The sequence below is a fragment of the Superficieibacter sp. HKU1 genome (assembly GCF_029319185.1).
In the GTDB taxonomy this organism is placed as follows: Bacteria; Pseudomonadota; Gammaproteobacteria; order Enterobacterales; family Enterobacteriaceae; genus Superficieibacter.
Window position 1 is genome coordinate 3,117,658 of record NZ_CP119754.1, and the last position, 18,088, is coordinate 3,135,745.

At 53.8% G+C, this 18,088-nt stretch carries 16 protein-coding genes; 5 read left to right on the forward strand and 11 right to left on the reverse strand.

What is annotated here, in order from left to right; all coding sequences use genetic code 11:
* Positions 1-54: 54 nt before the first annotated feature.
* Both P0H77_RS14885 and P0H77_RS14890 read right to left on the reverse strand, forming a co-directional pair.
* A complete protein-coding gene (locus tag P0H77_RS14885; protein ID WP_276157613.1) occupies positions 55-3,117 on the reverse strand; it encodes an autotransporter domain-containing protein in 3,063 nt (1,020 codons plus the stop codon).
* A 194-nt stretch (positions 3,118-3,311) separates the two neighbouring features.
* Positions 3,312-3,626 carry a hypothetical protein gene (locus tag P0H77_RS14890; RefSeq protein WP_276157614.1) on the reverse strand — a complete coding sequence of 105 codons (315 nt, stop codon included), beginning with the start codon at positions 3,624-3,626 and terminating at the stop codon, positions 3,312-3,314.
* Between the two features lie 178 nt (positions 3,627-3,804).
* On the opposite strand from P0H77_RS14890, the gene P0H77_RS14895 reads away from it, so the two are divergent.
* Both P0H77_RS14895 and P0H77_RS14900 read left to right on the forward strand, forming a co-directional pair.
* Entirely contained in the window at positions 3,805-4,437 is a 633-nt protein-coding gene (locus tag P0H77_RS14895) for a response regulator transcription factor (RefSeq protein ID WP_276157615.1), read from the forward strand.
* A complete protein-coding gene (locus tag P0H77_RS14900; protein WP_276157616.1) occupies positions 4,434-6,215 on the forward strand; it encodes a hybrid sensor histidine kinase/response regulator in 1,782 nt (593 codons plus the stop codon). The genes P0H77_RS14895 and P0H77_RS14900 overlap by 4 nt, the downstream gene beginning before the upstream one ends.
* Here P0H77_RS14900 and P0H77_RS14905 read toward each other — a convergent pair.
* Together P0H77_RS14905 and P0H77_RS14910 are read right to left on the reverse strand one after the other, a co-directional pair.
* On the reverse strand, positions 6,212-8,023 hold the full coding sequence (locus P0H77_RS14905; RefSeq protein ID WP_276157617.1) for a hypothetical protein: 1,812 nt from the start codon (positions 8,021-8,023) through the stop codon (positions 6,212-6,214). The two genes, P0H77_RS14900 and P0H77_RS14905, sit on opposite strands and share 4 nt — an antisense overlap.
* Complete coding sequence (locus tag P0H77_RS14910; RefSeq protein WP_276157618.1) at positions 8,020-9,087, reverse strand: MoxR family ATPase; 1,068 nt, start codon at positions 9,085-9,087, stop codon at positions 8,020-8,022. The genes P0H77_RS14905 and P0H77_RS14910 overlap by 4 nt, the downstream gene beginning before the upstream one ends.
* A gap of 199 nt (positions 9,088-9,286) precedes the next feature.
* Here P0H77_RS14910 and yfcC point away from each other — a divergent pair, with 199 nt between their 5' ends.
* Positions 9,287-10,807, forward strand: coding sequence for a putative basic amino acid antiporter YfcC (gene yfcC, locus P0H77_RS14915; protein ID WP_276157619.1), 1,521 nt, complete (start codon positions 9,287-9,289; stop codon positions 10,805-10,807).
* Positions 10,808-10,848: 41 nt separating this feature from the next.
* On the opposite strand, the gene P0H77_RS14920 is transcribed toward yfcC, so the two are convergent.
* The 5 genes from P0H77_RS14920 to P0H77_RS14940 form a co-directional block, all read right to left on the reverse strand.
* Positions 10,849-11,802, reverse strand: coding sequence for a transketolase family protein (locus tag P0H77_RS14920; RefSeq protein WP_276157620.1), 954 nt, complete (start codon positions 11,800-11,802; stop codon positions 10,849-10,851).
* Entirely contained in the window at positions 11,795-12,628 is an 834-nt protein-coding gene (locus P0H77_RS14925; RefSeq protein WP_276157621.1) for a transketolase, read from the reverse strand. Before P0H77_RS14925 ends, P0H77_RS14920 begins: the two co-directional genes overlap by 8 nt.
* On the reverse strand, positions 12,625-14,016 hold the full coding sequence (locus P0H77_RS14930) for a PTS ascorbate transporter subunit IIC (protein WP_276157622.1): 1,392 nt from the start codon (positions 14,014-14,016) through the stop codon (positions 12,625-12,627). Before P0H77_RS14930 ends, P0H77_RS14925 begins: the two co-directional genes overlap by 4 nt.
* 22 nt (positions 14,017-14,038) lie before the next feature.
* Complete coding sequence (locus tag P0H77_RS14935) at positions 14,039-14,311, reverse strand: PTS sugar transporter subunit IIB (protein ID WP_103674391.1); 273 nt, start codon at positions 14,309-14,311, stop codon at positions 14,039-14,041.
* Positions 14,312-14,455: 144 nt separating this feature from the next.
* Positions 14,456-14,899 carry a PTS sugar transporter subunit IIA gene (locus tag P0H77_RS14940; protein ID WP_276157623.1) on the reverse strand — a complete coding sequence of 148 codons (444 nt, stop codon included), beginning with the start codon at positions 14,897-14,899 and terminating at the stop codon, positions 14,456-14,458.
* A 247-nt stretch (positions 14,900-15,146) separates the two neighbouring features.
* Between P0H77_RS14940 and P0H77_RS14945 the strand changes: the two genes are divergently transcribed.
* Positions 15,147-16,166, forward strand: coding sequence for a LacI family DNA-binding transcriptional regulator (locus tag P0H77_RS14945; protein WP_276157624.1), 1,020 nt, complete (start codon positions 15,147-15,149; stop codon positions 16,164-16,166).
* 1 nt (position 16,167) lies between these two features.
* On the opposite strand, the gene yfcD is transcribed toward P0H77_RS14945, so the two are convergent.
* Together yfcD and yfcE are read right to left on the reverse strand one after the other, a co-directional pair.
* Positions 16,168-16,713 carry an NUDIX hydrolase YfcD gene (gene yfcD / locus P0H77_RS14950; protein ID WP_276157625.1) on the reverse strand — a complete coding sequence of 182 codons (546 nt, stop codon included), beginning with the start codon at positions 16,711-16,713 and terminating at the stop codon, positions 16,168-16,170.
* 55 nt (positions 16,714-16,768) lie between these two features.
* Positions 16,769-17,320: a phosphodiesterase gene (yfcE, locus tag P0H77_RS14955; protein WP_276157626.1), complete on the reverse strand. Its 552-nt coding sequence runs from the start codon at positions 17,318-17,320 to the stop codon at positions 16,769-16,771.
* A 128-nt stretch (positions 17,321-17,448) separates the two neighbouring features.
* Here yfcE and yfcG point away from each other — a divergent pair, with 128 nt between their 5' ends.
* Positions 17,449-18,078, forward strand: a complete 630-nt coding sequence (yfcG, locus tag P0H77_RS14960; RefSeq protein WP_276157627.1) for a GSH-dependent disulfide bond oxidoreductase — start codon at positions 17,449-17,451, stop codon at positions 18,076-18,078.
* Positions 18,079-18,088: the final 10 nt, after the last annotated feature.

An 18,088-nucleotide genomic window follows, 5' to 3' on the forward strand; every position in this document is an offset into this window, starting at 1 on the left:
TTAAAAAAGCCGCAACGGTTATCGTTGCGGCTTTTTTTTACAGCTTACGCAGGATCAGAATGACCAGCGGACATTGGCGTTAACCGCATTATCGCGGGTATCAGAGCCATATTGCCCCTGGTAACCGAGATCCAGACTGGCAGTACGAGACAGCCTGACGCTTACGCCAACATCACCCACCAGCGTATCCTCATCCACCGCGTTACCCTGAGTGACAAACGTGTCGCTGCCGGTAAACGCCATCCGCGATGACGCCGTTTTATCGCCATAAGCATGCTGCCAGCCGAGCGAGCCATACAGGCTGACATTCTGCGGCAGTTCGGTAATACCGCGAACGCCCAGCGTGGAGAAGAAGGTGTCCATAGTGTCATTACGCACGCTCAGCGCGGCGGCACCGCCTTTTTCCTCAAAACTATCCGTGTGCAGGCGAACATAGCTCAGATTGATGAACGGCTCGACGTTGAGTTCCGGCTGGCCAAAACGGTAAGCCGCTTCGGTGAACGCCAGCAGCGAGTTCGCATCGTAATCCGATTTCAGACGATCCGAGAAGCCGCTGAAATCAACATTCCGTTCGCCGTCGATTTTATGCCAGGTATAACCGACTGCGCCGCGCAAGGAGAACGCCTCCTGCTGTCCTGCCGCGTACAGACCGAGATGGTAGTTATCGCTGTCGATGCTGGAACGACGGCTATCGACGTCATAATCACCCCGGCTGTAGCCAAAATAGCCGCCGATGCGCACGTTGTTGTCATCCAGTTTGCGATCGGCCCCAATCAGGAAACCAGCGGTGTTGCCATCCAGCTTACCGGTATTACCGTCGCCGCTGTTTTTGCTCCATGAGCCAAACGTCTGGCCCCATACGCCGTTGTTCTGATCCTGCAGCGGCTGTACCAGAGACATCGCCATCGGCGGTACGGGCAGCGCGTCATTATCGAACACGCGCAGCATACGCTGATTCAGGACATTGAACAGTTTGTTACTGCCCGCAATCAGGTTTGACTGCATGGACGGATAGACTTCGCCTGAGAGCTGGTTAAACGCCTCACGCGCTTCTGGTGCACTTAACAACAGCAGCGAGTTATACAGCGCCAGCGAAGGACCGCTCTGGGTCAGCGTGGAAAGTGCGCCAGCGGTATTCCACTGGTTGCTGGTTTCCGCCACCGTCTGGAAAATGCCCGGCTTGCTGCCGCCTGGGTTCTCGCCACCCGGATTTCCAGCGCCGGGGCTTTCACCGCCCGGGTCACCACCGCCGGGATTCTCACCGCCCGGGTCACCACCACCCGGATTTTCACCGCCCGGATCGCCACCGCCGGGATTCTCACCGCCCGGGTCACCACCGCCAGGATTTTCACCGCCCGTATCTTTCTGCGCGATAGTTAAGTCAACCGCATTTGCGCTCTGGTTAAGCGCCACGTCCAGGAAGGCGGATTTGGAAATCGCCGAGGCAAACTGACCGTCAATACCGCCATTTGACGTCAGGATGCGGTAGTTTTGTCCGGTCTGATAGCTGGTCTGCGGATCCAGGGCGGTTACCTGTACCTTTGCCTGGTCGCTAATGGTGGTTTTCCCCTCCACCAGCAATTGATCGCTGCGACCATCGCCTGCGATATCAACGTCGTAGAACGATTCACCGATAAAGTTAAGATAGCGCTTTAACGTCAGCGTACCGATATTGCCGTCACCCGGAGAAATATGACCGCCAGCCAAAATCTCAGTTTGTCCCAGCGTACCGTTACCGCCCAGCGTACCACCGTCTTTGATGGACGCGGCGCTGCTGTAACCCAGCCCGTTGCTGACATCCGCGCCAGCGGTGCCGTTGAGGATCAACGTACCACCGTTCTCGGCGCTGAGGGTTTGCACATCGAAAGGACTGTCTTCTTCGCGGGTATTGATGTCGCCTGCGATGATAATTTTCCCACCGCGGGCAGTAACGTTAGCCTGCAGTTGCGTCAGATCGCCAGTTAGCGTCGTCTGCCCGGCAGTATTAATTACGTCGCCTTCGCCGCTCATCGTGTTGCTGAATTCATAATTTTCTTCAGTATGGTTAAAGTACACATAGCTGCCGAAAAGTCCGCCCCGCAGATTTATTGCGGTTTGCGCGTCAATAACCCCTGCCCTGCCTGCTGCGTCAAGCGTTGGCTCAGTCAGGCCAGTGCCGGTATCCATATTGCCCCGGCTACCCACGATCAGCGCACCCCGGTTCGAACCTGAACCGGACGTTCCCAGCACCAGTTCGTTATTGCCGGCGGAGAACACCCCGCCATCGGCCACCGACAGTACGCCATTGCCGTAATCCCCTACCGCAACGCTGCTGCCGCTGGTAAAGCGTGAACCTTCACCGGCAATATATAATTCGGCGGTTTTACTCGATCCTGATACACCGTTAACCTCGACGTTGCCGACATTCACCGCCCCGCCGTTCAGTACGTCCAGATCGCCGTTAAGGGTAAGCGCGTTGGTGACATTCCACCGGGAGTTATTGCCCGTCACCGTCACTTTTGGATTGCCTTTGTCAGCCTCATCGGGCTCGAAGCCATCACCAATGCGCGCCTGATTTGCCGTCTCCATTACCGCACCCTCTTCAATCAATACGGTGGAGCGCGCGCCTAAATCAGTCCCTACGCTGAGATAGTTGCTGGTAACCCGGGAACCTGCTCCCATCGCAATAAGGTGGCTGTCATAACCCCGATTCGCGCCAACGACGATCTCTTTCGCGCTGGCCAGTGCGCCATCTTCGACCCGCAGCGTGGCCAGTCCGAGATTCAGGTCACCACGTAAAACATACTGATCGTTGACCGCATTTAATTCGGCATTGGGTCCTCTGACGGTTACCAGACTGTCATAAACCTGGCCGTTAGATACCCTGCCAATATTAATGTTATAGGCGGTAATCTTGCCATTATCGATAAGCAGATTGGCGCTTTGATTACGTCCTGCATACATATTTCCGGTATAGCCCAGCGACTCGGTAACGGTCGATTCGCCGTCAAAAATAACATCATCAGCGCGTGCACTGTCGACAGGTGCCAAAAATAGTAGGGGTGCCGAGAATAACGCGAGGTAAAGTTTTGAAAGCGGTGTTTTAACCGCTAGCGGATGCGACAGATTTTCACTCACGGGCTTTCTCCGTTTTTTATTAGCGTGATATCGCGAAGGTCGCTGTTATAAAAAATCCAGTTCACCACGATGTTTAACCCGTTATTTCGCGAAAGCAGGCTTGCAGGTTTACTTGTCAGCGCAGCGAGAGCTTATTGTTTTCTCTCGCGTCGCCAGGCAGTGGCCGGGAACAGTAACATTGTTCCCGTAACAGATTATTTATGGGTAACTATTGGCACGCAGGTTGGCGCACTTAATGTTGGCGCAGAACCTAAAATGCCCGGCATCATCAGTGATGAACAATCAAAAATTCGCCCTTTTTCGGTCGTCGCCCGATAAGAAAGTTTTTGCCCGCCCAGCGCATCAGGCTGCGCGCCATTCACATTCGTTACGGTAATTTCATCGGATGAACCAAGGCCCAGCATTTTTGCTGTTTCCGCTTGCAGCAACGGAACTGCCTGATCGGTTTTCATTGTGGAACAACCCGCTATCATCATCGTAGTGGTTAAAGCGATGAGTACTTTTTTCATAAATTATCCTTTTTCTCCAGACAGTTGCAAACGCTGAATGGCTTTATATTTTCTTATACCAACATCCTGAGATAATATATTTTGCTTTCCTAAACAAAAAAACCCTCCTAAAGTAGGGAAGGTTCATTAATAAAATTCGTCAGTTTTTTCTGAGACCCACAGTGAAAAGGAGAGACCTTTGCACCAGGATTATGCGTTGGTCGTCGATGACCATCCGTTAGTCGCCAGCGGTATTGCCAATTTCCTCAATACGCATTGTCAATTTAAAAAGGCGTGCGTGGTAACCTCCGAGGATAATTGCTACCGTCATATTTTGGACTACGGCCCCCCACGTTTATTGGTTATTGACTTTTGGCTCTCTTCCGGCACCGCTTTGAAATTACTTAAAGAAATAAAAGAACGCTATCCTAAGGTACGTCTGCTGGTTGTCAGTGGTGATGAAAATAACGAACTATGTTTAAAAGTACGACATGCTGGCGGGCATGGTTTCGTGCTGAAAAACGAGTCGCCAGAAAAATTCGCGCGGGCGGTAATGGCACTGAAAGAAAATAAAGAATGGTTTCCGGTAGATGATCCAGCAGCGGTAGTAAGCGATAATGATTTGCTGCGGAAATTTAACTTAACGCCGCGCCAGATAGACGTTATCAATATGATGATGCGCGGCTTACCAAATAAAAGGATCGCGTCACAACTCTCAATTTCTGAGCCTACCGTAAAAGAGCATATTAGCAATATCCTGAAAAAAATTGGCGTCAATAGCCGGGTTGAGGCCATCACTCTGCTCCACAGCAAGCGTGGGTCATCGCAATGATTTTTTCTCAGGATTTACAAAAAGATGGCATTTCTTCTCGTGCGCAGATCAGCATGCTCGACAACACGTTTCTGCGCCTGGTTTTCAGTTTTTCCGCCGTGCCTTTTGTTGGTATTCCCTTCGCGATCTGGCTTTATTTACTGGACGATGAACTGGGTCCGACGATTGCCTGGATAATCTTTTACCTGTTCTGCGCCGTCGCCATCAGAATATGGCATCGCCATTATCTGCGTGATAGCCAGGAACATGAGGCAGATGCCGTATTACGCCGCTGGCTACCGCGGGTTAATAATATCGCGTTCATCCATGGGCTAGGTATCTCGTCGCTCTATGCCATTATGCCGCAAACGCGTAATTTCGATTTTTTCCTGCTACTTAATATCAGCATTGCCGCCATTGTCGCCGCTAATGCAACCCATTTGACCCCGGTGATCAGCACCTTCACCCGCTTTTTCTTCGCCTCCTGGGGAGTATTAATTTTTGGCATGCTCTGGCGGCTTAACGACGCTATGGTCATCGTGTTGATGCTGAACCTGCTGTATGGTTTTGCCATTTACCGTCACGCCTTAACGTCGCATGCATTTTTCATCCAGCAGGCGCGGCTTGAAGAACAAAGCTCCCGCCTGGCGGAACAGTTTCGTCAGGCCAAAGAAGAGGCGGAACAGGCGTTGCTGGATAAAAACCAGTTTCTGACCACTGCCAGCCACGATCTGCGCCAGCCGGTGCATGCGATGGGATTTCTTATTGAAGCGATTATTCACAAAAATCAGGATGACACCCTCACGCCACAACTGTTGGATCTGCAACAAAGCGTGCGTTCAGTACACCTGATGTTCAATTCGCTGCTCGATCTCAGCAAAATAGAATCCGGCAACGTCAGTATTGCCACCACGCGGGTGGATATCGGTGCCCTGCTCAATTCAGTGATAGCCTTGTTTCGTGAAGAGGCCAATAGCCGTTCGTTGACCCTGCGCATCTGGCGACCCAAACGACGCATTATCGTGATGGGCGATCCGCTACTCATGCGGCAATCGCTGATTAACCTGATACAAAATGCGCTGCGCTATACACAACAAGGTGGCGTGCTGGTCGCCATTCGTCCGCGCGGAGCGGAGTGCCTGACAGAAGTCTGGGATACCGGCGTAGGTATCGCCGATGAAGAGAAAGGCAAGATTTTCTCCCCTTACTATCGCCCCGAACTGGCATGGAAAATCGACAGTGCCGGTCACGGCCTGGGGCTGGCCGTCGTCGCACGCTGCGCCAAGCTGATGAAGGTCAGGTACGGTATGCATTCTGTTGAAGGGAAAGGCTCGCGGTTCTGGATGCGTTTTACCCAGTACGTCGGGGACGAAAATATGCCTGAAAGCCTGCCTGCCGGGGAAAATACGATTGCACCCGCGCGCTATGCGCCGCTGCGCGGTTCCTGCCTGGTGGTGGATGACGATCCGCTGGTCACCTCGGCGTGGGAAAGTTTGATGAGTACCTGGGGGATCACGGTGCGCTGTGCGGCCTCTGCGGGGGAGGCTTTCGCCATCATTGATGAGGGTTTCAGGCCGTTTGCCGTGCTGTGCGATCAGCGCCTGCGATCCGGTGAGAGTGGCTTTGATGTTCTTAAAGCGCTGTTCGAACGTCTGCCGGAGGTGAGCGGCGCGATGGTCAGCGGCGAATTCAATTCGCCAACGTTGCAGGAGGCCGAGGAGGAAGGCTATCTGGTGCTGCGCAAGCCGCTGGAGCCTGCGAAGCTGTATGCCCTTTTGACGCAGTGGAGCACGCGTTAGCTCAACTGAAACACTTTCCCGCGCGGCACAAAAGGCAAGCGCCTCCCCTGCGGTAACAGCCACGCATGTTCCATTGCCACGCTTATCCGATCTTCACAATAGCCGTCGGTGATCACCAGCACCGGCCCGCCTTTGGGAAAATCGCCTTTCATCGCCAGCGCGCTGAGCATGTCTATTCCCGGCTGTAGCACGGTACCGCCGCGCCCCTGAAGGGCGAAATGATGTAAAAGCTGCTCTGGCGGCACCCAGCCGCGATCGTACGCTCTGGCATCACAGCAAATAAAACGTACCGCAAAAACCTCCCGCGCCAGAGAATAGCTGGCAATCGCGCCCAGCGCTTTGCCCAGCAGCTGCGGATCCATTGAACCTGAGGTGTCGAGCACGACGCCAAACACCCGCGAACGGCGCTCCTCTTCTGAGGGTTTCATTATTGCCGGACGTGGAATGGCGGGCGTGGCGCTCTGGCGACGCGAGGGCCGGGCGTAGCTGCGCCGCTGTTCCGGCGGTGGAAAATGCTCGTCAAACCACTCTGCCAGCGCCACATCCCACGGCACCGGCGGCTGGGCCAGACTGCGGATCTCTTCGATAAGGCCCGCCGGCAGCGTTCCGCGCGTCGGGGCATAAAGACAGCGGTCCAGCCCCTGATACAGCGCCCGCCGACACCAGGCTTCGGCATCGGTAAACCGGCTTTCATTTTCTTCCGTCAGGATGTCGCCCCCGGCACGCCCGCGCAGGGTGATTAACTTGCGCGACTGACGCATATTCTGCGCCAGCGCATCGTAGATCTCTTCCGCCGACATCATGCTGAACTGGGGATCGTAAAGCAGCCCCAGTTCTGGTGGCGTGCCGACCTGCATCTGGATCAGCCAGTCGTTGATAATAAAATCGCAGGCGACGTTCCACAGTTCAGCATCGCGTCCGCGACGGCGCGAGGCGTGGTTCAGCCCCGCATGCAACAGTTCATGCGCGAAGACGAACACCAGTTCATCATGCTGCAGGCGGGCGTGAGGGTTAATCCAGATCTTGCCGATGCTGACGTCAATCGCCGCCACGGCAATGTCGTACTGGCTGCAAAGCTGGCCGTCCTCTTCGATATCAAAACTGGCGGCCAGCGCACCCAACAGCGGATAAAGCGTCATAATGTGCTGACGCGCTTTCTGCGCCGCGCTCATTTTGTACTGGCTGCGATCGGAAGGTTGATAGCCCCCCGCCTGCTCCAGCGCCAGACTCACGCTATTGCTTAGTCCGTCAGCCAGCAGCATTTTCCAGTCGGGAGGCGAAGAATAGTATTTCTTCGGCGTGGAAAAATGAAAGCAGCTTTGTTCACCGCCGCAGTAGCGCATATGCCACTGATACAGCTCATCCGCGATGCCCTCTTCGCGCATCTGGCGAAAAAGCGCGTCGGCATCCGCGTGGTTTCCCTGCGGAAAGGGAAAAGACTGTAACTCTTCCGGCAACGGGCCGATTTTCAGCTCGTCGCAAAAGCGCATCATGGCGATCAGCACTGCCAGCTCCCATTGCAGCGCGGGCGCTGGCGCAGGGTCGCGGATCAGACCAAAGCCGAGCGCCGACAGCGCCTGGGCGATCATCCGCGCCCACTGCTCAGGCGTGGCATGCCGCTTTGCATTGAGCCATAAATAGCCGTCGTTGCCGATACTTAACCAGCCTTTCGAAGAGACGCAGGTACGGTCATGGTCAAAACGCTCGTACACCCGCGACCACATCGGCGCAAACAGCGGATGTTTCGCCACGATAGCAATGCCCGCTTTGCACGCCTCAAGCGCCGGATTGCGCACCGCTTTACTCATGACGATTTTGCCCGTGCCGCCAGACGAGGCAAATCGCGCGCCACCTCAATCAAAAACCAGGCAGGTAATTTTTTACCATTTTCATCCTCGCTCATCACCGACTGGGCAATCTCCACGCTAATGCGCGCCAGGGTTTTCAGGCAATCTTTCGCCTGCACCGCCAGCCGTTTGTGCTCGCTGCGCAGGGATTGATCGTCAACCGGCAACTCTTTATACAGATAAGAGCGGAATGACTGGGCCAGAAAATAGAGCACGTCGCGATCGGCAGGATCGTCCGGCCACACCGCGTCACCTTTTAAAATCGCCGTGACCGTATGCTTCTGGCGGATTTGCTTAACAAAACCTTTGAAGCTGCCTGCATGTGCCGGAGAGAGCAGCCCGTAAATCAGCGCCTCGAGCATTTCGACCGGGATATCTTCACCGAAGGAGAACAGCGCATCCGACAGCATATGCCAGCTGCGCGGCGTGGAAAAAGGCTCCTCGTGTTTTGGCGGTTCATTCCAGAGCTGATCCGGGCGCAGCTGGATGTATTCCACCACCCACGGATGAAGCCCGGCGTCATTAATCGCCCAACGCAGCCACTGGCGATGATCGGCACGTAAGTGAACGTGTACCATACGGTTAATCAGCGCCGATGGCATCGGTTTAACAATCGCGGCATCTTTTGCCCGGTTCCCGGCACCGATGACCACCGTGCCTTCCGGCAGGCGATATTCACCGATACGCTGTTCCAGGATCAGGGAATAGAACGCTTTCTGGATTTCATGTGAAGAAGCGTTGAGCTCATCCAGAAACAGTACAAAGGGTTTTTGGCGCACGATATTCGCGGGCGGATAAAAACGCGAACACTGGCCGTCAATTTGCGGGATACCGAGAAGATCTTCCGGCGCCAGCTGGCTTCCGAGCAGGGAAACGCACTCCATCCCCACTTCATCGGCGAAACGCCTTACCAGCGCACTTTTACCAATCCCCGGCGCGCCCCACAGAAACACAGGACGGGTGATGGCAACGTTAAGGAGAAAATCAAACGTTTGTTCAGGGGTTAGCTGAATCGCAGACTGCATGCGGTGATTCCTTTTCGTCGTTATGCACAATTTTCAGCATAACCTTTTAAAATACGCCTCACCGGCGTCACCGCAACTGCTAAAAAAAGCAGTGGCCTTTATAAATTCCGAATTTTGCCCCGTCCCTTAACGCCATATGGAATAATTATTCCACTATTCGCATACTTATGCTTTCGCCTTGCAACAGGGATAGTTTGCTATGTCTGCTATACAGAATGCTCAACCGGTCAGAAAATGGGCGATGCCCGACACGCTGGTCATCATCTTCTTTGTCGCTATCCTGACCAGTCTGGCGACCTGGGTTATCCCGGTCGGCCTGTTTGATAGTCAGGAGGTGCAGTATCAGGTTGATGGACAAACCAAAACCCGCCACGTTGTTGATCCTCACTCATTTCGCATCCTGACCAATGAAGCGGGAGACGCGCAGTATCACCGCGTTCAGCTTTTTACCACTGGCGAAGAACGCCCCGGTCTGATGAATTTTCCTTTTGAAGGCTTAACCTCCGGCTCTAAATTCGGCACCGCCGTCGGCATTATCATGTTTATGCTGGTGATTGGCGGTGCGTTTGGCATCGTTATGCGTACTGGCACCATTGATAACGGCATCATGGCGCTGATCCGCCATACGCACGGCAATGAAGTGTTATTCATTCCGGTGCTGTTTATTTTGTTTTCCCTCGGCGGCGCGGTGTTTGGCATGGGCGAAGAGGCGGTGGCGTTCGCCATTATTATCGCCCCGCTGATGGTGCGGCTGGGGTACGACAGCATTACCACGGTACTGGTCACCTATATTGCAACCCAGATTGGCTTTGCCAGTTCGTGGATGAACCCGTTTTGCGTGGTGGTCGCGCAGGGTATTGCCGGTATACCTGTGCTTTCCGGCTCCGGACTGCGCATTGTCGTCTGGGTTATTTCGACCCTTATCGGACTGGTATTTACACTGGGCTATGCGGCACGCGTGAAGAAAAATCCGCACCTGTCGAGAGTGCATGGATCTGACCGCTACTTTCGCGAAAAGCAGGAGGATATCGTCCAGCGTTCCTTCACGTTCGGCGACTGGCTGGTGCTGCTGGTACTGACGGCAGTCATCGTGTGGGTGATCTGGGGCGTCGTGGTTAACGCCTGGTTTATCCCTGAAATTGCCAGCCAGTTTTTCACTATGGGCGTCGTTATCGGCATTATTGGCGTGGCTTTCCGCCTGAATGGTATGACGGTGAATATCATGGCATCTTCATTTACGGAAGGCGCGAGGATGATGATTGCCCCGGCACTGCTGGTGGGCTTCGCTAAAGGCATTTTGCTGCTCATCGGTAATGGCGAAGCGGGCGATGCCAGCGTGCTCAATACCCTGCTTCACGCTATCGCGCAGGGCATCAGTGGCCTGAACAATGCCGTGGCCGCCTGGTTTATGCTGCTGTTCCAGGCGGTGTTTAACTTCTTCGTGACCTCAGGCTCGGGGCAGGCGGCGTTGACCATGCCGCTACTGGCACCGCTTGGCGATCTGGTGGGGGTTAATCGTCAGGTAACGGTACTGGCATTCCAGTTTGGCGACGGCTTTAGCCATATTATCTATCCGACGTCCGCCTCGCTGATGGCAACGCTGGGCGTTTGCCGGGTCGATTTCCGCCACTGGCTGAAGGTGGGCGCGACGCTGCTGGGGCTGCTGTTTATTATGTCCAGCGTGGTGGTAACTGGCGCGCAGTTGATGGGATATCATTGACGGAAAAGCATCGCCGGGCGGCCTGCCCGGCGATGCTGATATTACAGGAGTTCTCTTGCCGCCTTCACGATGTGCTCTGCCGTAAGTTCATATTCCTGCTGTAAAAAGTCCTGCGTTCCCACCTGTCCGTAGCGCTCCTTAACGCCGACGCGACGCATCGGAACCGGACTGTTTTCCACCAGCACTTCTGCCACCGCTGAGCCGAGGCCATTATGAATACTGTGATTCTCACAGGTCACGATGCGACCGGTTTTCTCGGCGTAATTTTTCACCAGCATGCGGTCAATCGGTTTGAGGGTGAACATATCAATCACCGCAGCGCTCACGCCTTCCACCTCCAGTATCTGCGCAGCCTTCAGCGCTTCGGTAACCATAATGCCGTTGGCAATGAGCGTAATGTCTTTGCCTTCACGCAGCACGTTGCCTTTGCCAATCGTAAAGACCGATCCCTCGGCGTAAATTTTCGCGGCCTGCTTGCGAATGGTGCGTACCCAGTAAAAACCATCGAGCGCCATAAGCTGATGAAGGATGTTGTCAAACATCACCGCGTCGGTTACTTCCAGTACGATGGAGTTTGCCAGCCCGCGCACAATGCCCATGTCTTCGAACGACATATGCGTACCGCCGTTATGGCAGGCGGTCACCCCAGAGTCAGAGGCGATAACTTTGACGTTATTGCGCTGATAATCGAGCGACATAAAGAGCTGGTCGAAACAGCGGCGGCTGGCAAACGCGGTGAAAGTATGCACAAAAGGTTTGCGTCCGGTCAGCGCCAGTCCGGCAGCCGTGCCAATCACATTCGCTTCCATGATCCCGCAATTAATCACCTGCTGCGGGTATTTTTTATGCACGCCGTCCATCGCCATGGAACTCATCAAATCCGCTTCAAGGGCGATGATCTCGCTACCCGCCTCAATCTGCTCGCTGACAAAGCCTGCATAGACCTTGCGCATTTCAATACTGTCTTTTTCCCCGATGGGTGCAACCTTAATCATGCGCGGCCTCCAGTTGTGCAATGGTGCGGGTAATTTCCTGGGTCATTTCGTCCGTCAGGCGCAGATGATGGGAATTGCCTAACTGTTCCAGATACGGCACCCCCTGCCCTTTAATACTGTCAAGGATCACCACGCGCGGGCGGTCTGTTGCCTGCGGGCGCGGTTTTACTACCTCCAGCAGACCGGCAATATCGTCGCCTTTTACCTTGCAGACGTCATAGCCGAAGGCGCGGAACTTCTCTTCAAGATCGAAGGCACAGATGATTTCATCCAGCTCGCCATCGAGCTGCTGCTTATTCCAGTCGATGAAAATGGTCAGATTATTCAGACAGTGGTGCGAAATAAACTGAAACGCCTCCCAGCATTGTCCTTCGTTCAGCTCGCCATCCCCCACGATGCAAAATACGCGGTTATCGCGCCCGGCAAGCTTATGCGACAGCGCCATCCCGCCAGCGATGGAAATGCCCTGCCCCAGTGAGCCGGTGGTGGCATCCACGCCGCGGGTTTTCAGACGGTCAGGGTGGCTCGGCAACCGGGTGCCGTTTTGATTAAGCGTCTGTAGTTCATCAACCGGAAAATAGCCTTTGATTGCCAGCGTGCTATATAGCGCTGGCCCGGCATGCCCTTTCGACAAAACAAAATAGTCACGTTGCGGCCAGTCCGGATCCGCCGGATCGATATTCATGACGTCGCCGTACAGAACCGCCAGCGTTTCGACGACCGACATGCTGCCGCCGTAATGGCCAAATCCCAGCGTCGTCAACGATTTCAGCGTAGCGAGGCGGATATCGCGCGCCAGTTGTGTCAGCTCTTTGATGTTACTCATAACTTTTCTCCGGTATTGGTGTGCCCTGGATTACCGGCGGAACGGTTTTTCGCCAGAATGTTATAGATAACCAGCACGGCGAATAGCGCCACGACGACACCCGTAATCGCCAGCGGCGGCAGATAGCGCGCCAGGTTGCCCAGCACAATCCCTATTACGCCAAAGTCGGCGTCGGAAAAGGTGGTATTGGCAAAGCCCAGGGCGCCCAGCACGGGCAGCAGTAGCACGGGCAGGAAGGTAATCAGCAGGCCGTTAGCAAATGCGCCCAGCATCGCGCCGCGTCTCCCTCCGGTAGCGTTACCAAAAACGCCTGCCGTTGCGCCGGTGAAAAAGTGAGGGACTACGCCTGGCAGGATCAGCACCAGTTTCATCTGGCCGAGAAGAAACAATCCCACCAGCCCGCCCAGAAAGCTGAACAAAAAACCGATTAATACCGCATTCGGCGCATACGGGTAGACCACCGGGCAATCCAGCGCCGGGCGGGCATTCGGCACCAGCTTTTCCGAAAAGCCGGTGAAGGCCGGTACGATTTCCGCAAGAATGAGACGCACGCCCTGAAGAATAATAAAGACGCCCGCTGCGAAGGTGATCGCCATGATGATGGCGTAGACCAGATAGTTTTGTCCGCCGCTAAACTGGCTTTCTACATATTCTCGCCCGGCACAGACCGCCATAATCAAATAGATGATCATCATGGTCAGCGAAATTGAGATTGAACTGTCGCGCAGAAAACTGAGGTTTTTCGGCAGGTTCATCTCTTCCGTAGAACGGGAGTTTTTACCGCAAATGCTGCCAATCCAGCCTGAAAGCACATAGCCCAGGGTGCCAAAATGACCGAAAGCAATATCATCATTGCCGGTGATACGTTTCATATAACGCTGTGCCAGCGCGGGGAAGAAGGCCATGACCAGCCCTAGGATCAACGAACCGGTGAATACCAGACCGATACCCTCAAACCCGGCAACCGTCAGGATCACGCCAATCATACAGGCCATATAAAAGGTATGATGGCCGGTTAAAAAAATGTATTTGAGGCGCGTAAACCACGCGACAATAATATTCGCCACCATCCCAAACGCCATAATAAGCGCAGTAGAGGCACCGTATTTCTCCAGCGCAATAGAGACTATCGCTTCGTTATTTGGGATAATCCCCTGAATAGTGAATGCATGTTCAAACATTCCTCCTAATGGATTAAGTGAACCGACTAATACGGTTGCACCGCCCCCCAGCACAATAAAGCCGAGAATAGTTTTAACCGTACCTTTTACAACATCCGAAAACGATTTTTTCTGCGCTACCAGACCAATTAATGCAATTAGCCCTACCAGCACCGAGGGTACTTTCAATATATCAACGACAAAATTTAGCGTTTCAAGGATAAACATATCCACCTCGCTTTAGGGTGAGTTACCGTTGGTCGAAGTAAGCGCTGAGCTTCGCTTCCAGTTCATTGATGTCAATAATGTTATTAATGACCACGAGCTGACTGGCGGGTACGCTGGCGCTATCGGCTATGTCTTTAGCCATGACAAACAAGTCTGCCGCGCCGGGCGTCGCTGAAGATAAATCCGAGTGTTCAACCTCTGCGTCGATATTCAGCTTTTTGAGCACTTTTTTGATATTCATCTCGACCATAAAACTACTACCAAGTCCGGAACCGCAAATCGCCATGATTTTCATTATTTCACCTTATTTTGAGTAGAGTACATGCGCATCATGTCTGGCAACATAATGGTGTTATTGAGGCTGATAACAAACCGCCCGTGAAATACGGGGCAGCCACCTGCGTTGTCGACAATCTGATTGTGATGTTATGACGCGAAATTAGAATGCGTAAATAATGGCTTTTATCTCCTCTGGATGATTTGCTTTGTGTAATTTTTCCATTTCAGACTCGCTGGAAAATAATTCTGCCAGCGCGGCGATCATGTCAATATGGCTATGCTTATCCGGCGCTGCCAGCATAATAATCAGATCGACCGGATCAAATTCTCCGGCGGAAAATGAAATCCCCTGGTGTAATTTCAGTAAGGATAACCCCATGCCCCGAGCCCCCTCTTCGGGGCGAGCATGCGGCATGGCAAGCCCGGGCGCTAACACAAAGTAAGGACCGAGCGTTTGGTGCTGCTGAACGATCGCCGTGACGTAGTCGGGCGTGATCACCTTCGCCTCAAGCAGCGGCTGCGCACAGATTTCCAGCGCCTGCGTCCAGTGGTCAACGCGCTCATGCGTTTGTATGGTGCTATCCGTAAGCCATTTTTCGAGCATTACGCTTTCCTCACTTGCTGAAAAGGTGAACAAACTGTATGCGAGGAAATCACCATTAGCTGTGACAACAGTCACAAAGATAGCGCTATCAAAAAGCCGTTATCAAAAGTGTGATAGCGCTATCAAATTACAATCATTGCCTGAAATCGCATCAAAGATGAGGTTATCAGGCGTATACTAACGATCTCAGACGCGCGCAAAAAAACGAAAAAGCGTATAAGTTCATTGAGGTTACGCAGGAAACAGAATGGCTATCACCCGAAAACGGCGAAATACCGGTAAGGTCACGCTGGCAGACGTTGCCCAGCTTGCAGGCGTAGGGACAATGACTGTATCGCGGGCGATCCGCACACCGGAGCAGGTTTCAGACAAACTACGTGAGAAGATTGAGGCGGCGGTTCATGAGCTTGGCTATATGCCAAACCTGGCCGCCAGCGCCCTGGCCTCGGCCTCGTCGTGGACTATCGCGATGGTAGTGCCGAATCTGGCGGAGTCCGGCTGTTCTGAAATGTTTGCTGGCTTACAGCAGGTTCTACAGCCCGCCGGATATCAGATTATGCTCGCGGAGTCTCAGCACCGTCTGGAGCAGGAAGAAAAACTGCTGGAGACACTGCTGGCTTCCAATCTTGCCGCAGCCATTCTGTTAAGCGTTGAGCACAGCGAGACCGTGCGACAATGGTTAAAAAACGCCACTATCCCGGTGATGGAAATCGGCGCGGTAAGCGCCTCCCCAATCGATATGAACATTGGCATTGATAACGTGGCGGCGATGTTTGAACTTACGCAGACGCTGATTGAACGCGGCTATCAGAACATCGGTCTGCTGTGCGCTAATCAGGAGCAGTGGATTTTTCAGCAGCATCTTCAGGGCTGGTACAAAGCGATGCTGCGCCACCATATGTCGCCGAACCGGGTAATTAATGCGGCGGCCGCGCCGACGTTCTCAACCGGTGCGGCCCAGTTACCGGAGTTTATTCTTGCCTGGCCGGAGCTGGATGCGCTGGTATGCGTGTCGGACGAGCTGGCCTGCGGCGCGCTGTACGAATGCCAGCGCAGGCGAATAAAAGTGCCGGACGATCTGGCGATTGTTGGCTTTGGCGATAGCGACGTAAGCCGGGTCTGCCAGCCGCCGTTGACGACGATCTCCGTGCCGCACCGCCAGATTGGAATTGAAGCAGGACGCGCACTGCTGGCGCGCCTGAATGATGAAACGTGGAAAAGCAAAGCGCCGATTGCCTCGAAGCTTTGCCTGCGTGAGAGCTGTTAACTTACTCCGCGACTTCCAGCTTCGATGCCTCATTATTAGCGTTGCGTGTCATCCACAGGGCCAGCGCTTTTAATGAATCCGCAGTGAATTCATCACAGCGGGCGGTAATTTCAGCGGGCTCCATCCAGCTCACTTCGCTGACTTCCTCTTCCTGTAATGCGAAAGGACCGTGTGAGACACAGCTGAAGAGTCCACCCCAGACGCGACAGTGTTTGTCTTCAAAGTAGAACTGACCATGCTCGGCAAACGGCACGCCGGCAATGCCCAACTCTTCTTCTGCTTCCCGACGCGCGGATTCCAGCATGCCTTCATCAGCCTGCACAACGCCACCGGCGGTGGCATCCAGCATACCGGGCATAAAATCTTTGTTGTCGGTACGGCGCTGCACCAGGATTTTGCCCATTCCATCGTGAACGACAATATAGGTTGCACGATGACGCAGGCACTGCGCGCGCATTTGCGAGCGAGTTGCCTGAGCCACGACTTCATTGTCCTCGTTGACAATGTCCACCCACTCCATACCTGCCAAATGCGTCTGCTCCACCATCAGAAAACCTTCTCTTACAAGCGCTCTAAAGGCGCGTTTATGGTTGACGGGTAAGTTACGGATTAATCGCTATTTCTGCAATAACCCGTTGATCATTGAGTGCGATAACGCGCAAAACATTGTTCTCAAGCATGCCATAACTGGCGTCATTGCCGCCTTTGGGAATACTCACCGAGCCCGGATTAAAATGGTAGATGGCGTCACGTTTTTCCGCCACTGGCAGATGCGTATGGCCGTAAATCAGGATATCTCCTGGTGATAACGGCGGCGGATTGTCTGCCCCAAACAGATGCCCGTGAGTCAGAAAAAGCCGCTGGTCGGCGATTAACACCTGCTGCCACGGGGCCATTATCGGAAACGTCAGCAGCATCTGGTCAACTTCGCTGTCGCAGTTACCGCGCACGGCAATGATGCGTTCCGCCTGTTCATTAAGCCGCTTCGCCACCTCAGCGGGCGCGTACCCTTCCGGTAGCGCGTTGCGCGGGCCATGATTAAGGACATCTCCCAGAATGACCAGCCAGCGCGCGTCACTCTGCGCGAAAAGCGCCAGTACGCGCTCCGTCGCCGGTAACGAGCCATGAATATCCGAGGCAAACATCAGTTTCATCGCGGTTATCTCCTTTACATTGATTAGCCGATAGTAAGGGATTTTACGATTTCCCGCCTTGATGAAAACCCGCCTGGCTGCAACCGCCTATACTTTCTCATAACATGAACAAAGCTGAGCATAAAATAATGATTGATCTCTACTATGCCCCAACCCCTAATGGCCATAAGATCACGCTCTTTCTTGAAGAAGCCGGAATCGACTATCAGTTGCTGCGGGTCAACATCAGTAAAGGCGATCAGTTTCGCCCCGATTTCCTCGCTATTTCGCCAAATAATAAGATCCCTGCCATTGTTGACCATTCCCCTGACGACGGCGGCGAGCCGCTCAGTCTGTTTGAATCCGGGGAGATTTTACTTTATCTGGCGGAAAAATCAGGCCAGTTCCTCAGCGGCGAATTGCGCGAGCGTCATACCACGCTTCAGTGGTTATTCTGGCAGGTGGGCGGGCTGGGGCCGATGCTCGGCCAAAATCATCATTTTAACCATTTTGCGCCACAGCCGGTGCCGTATGCCATTGAGCGTTATCAGGTTGAAACCCAGCGTCTTTATAACGTGCTTAACAAACGGCTGGGACAGTCGCCGTGGCTTGGTGGGGAACACTACAGCATCGCGGATATGGCCTGCTGGCCGTGGGTCCACTCCGCTCAGCGTCAGCGGATTGATTTGAATAATTATCCGGCGGTCAATAACTGGTATCAGCGCATTCTTCATCGTCCGGCGACGGAAAAAGCGCTCCAGCTGGCACAGCCCGTGTAGTACCGATAAA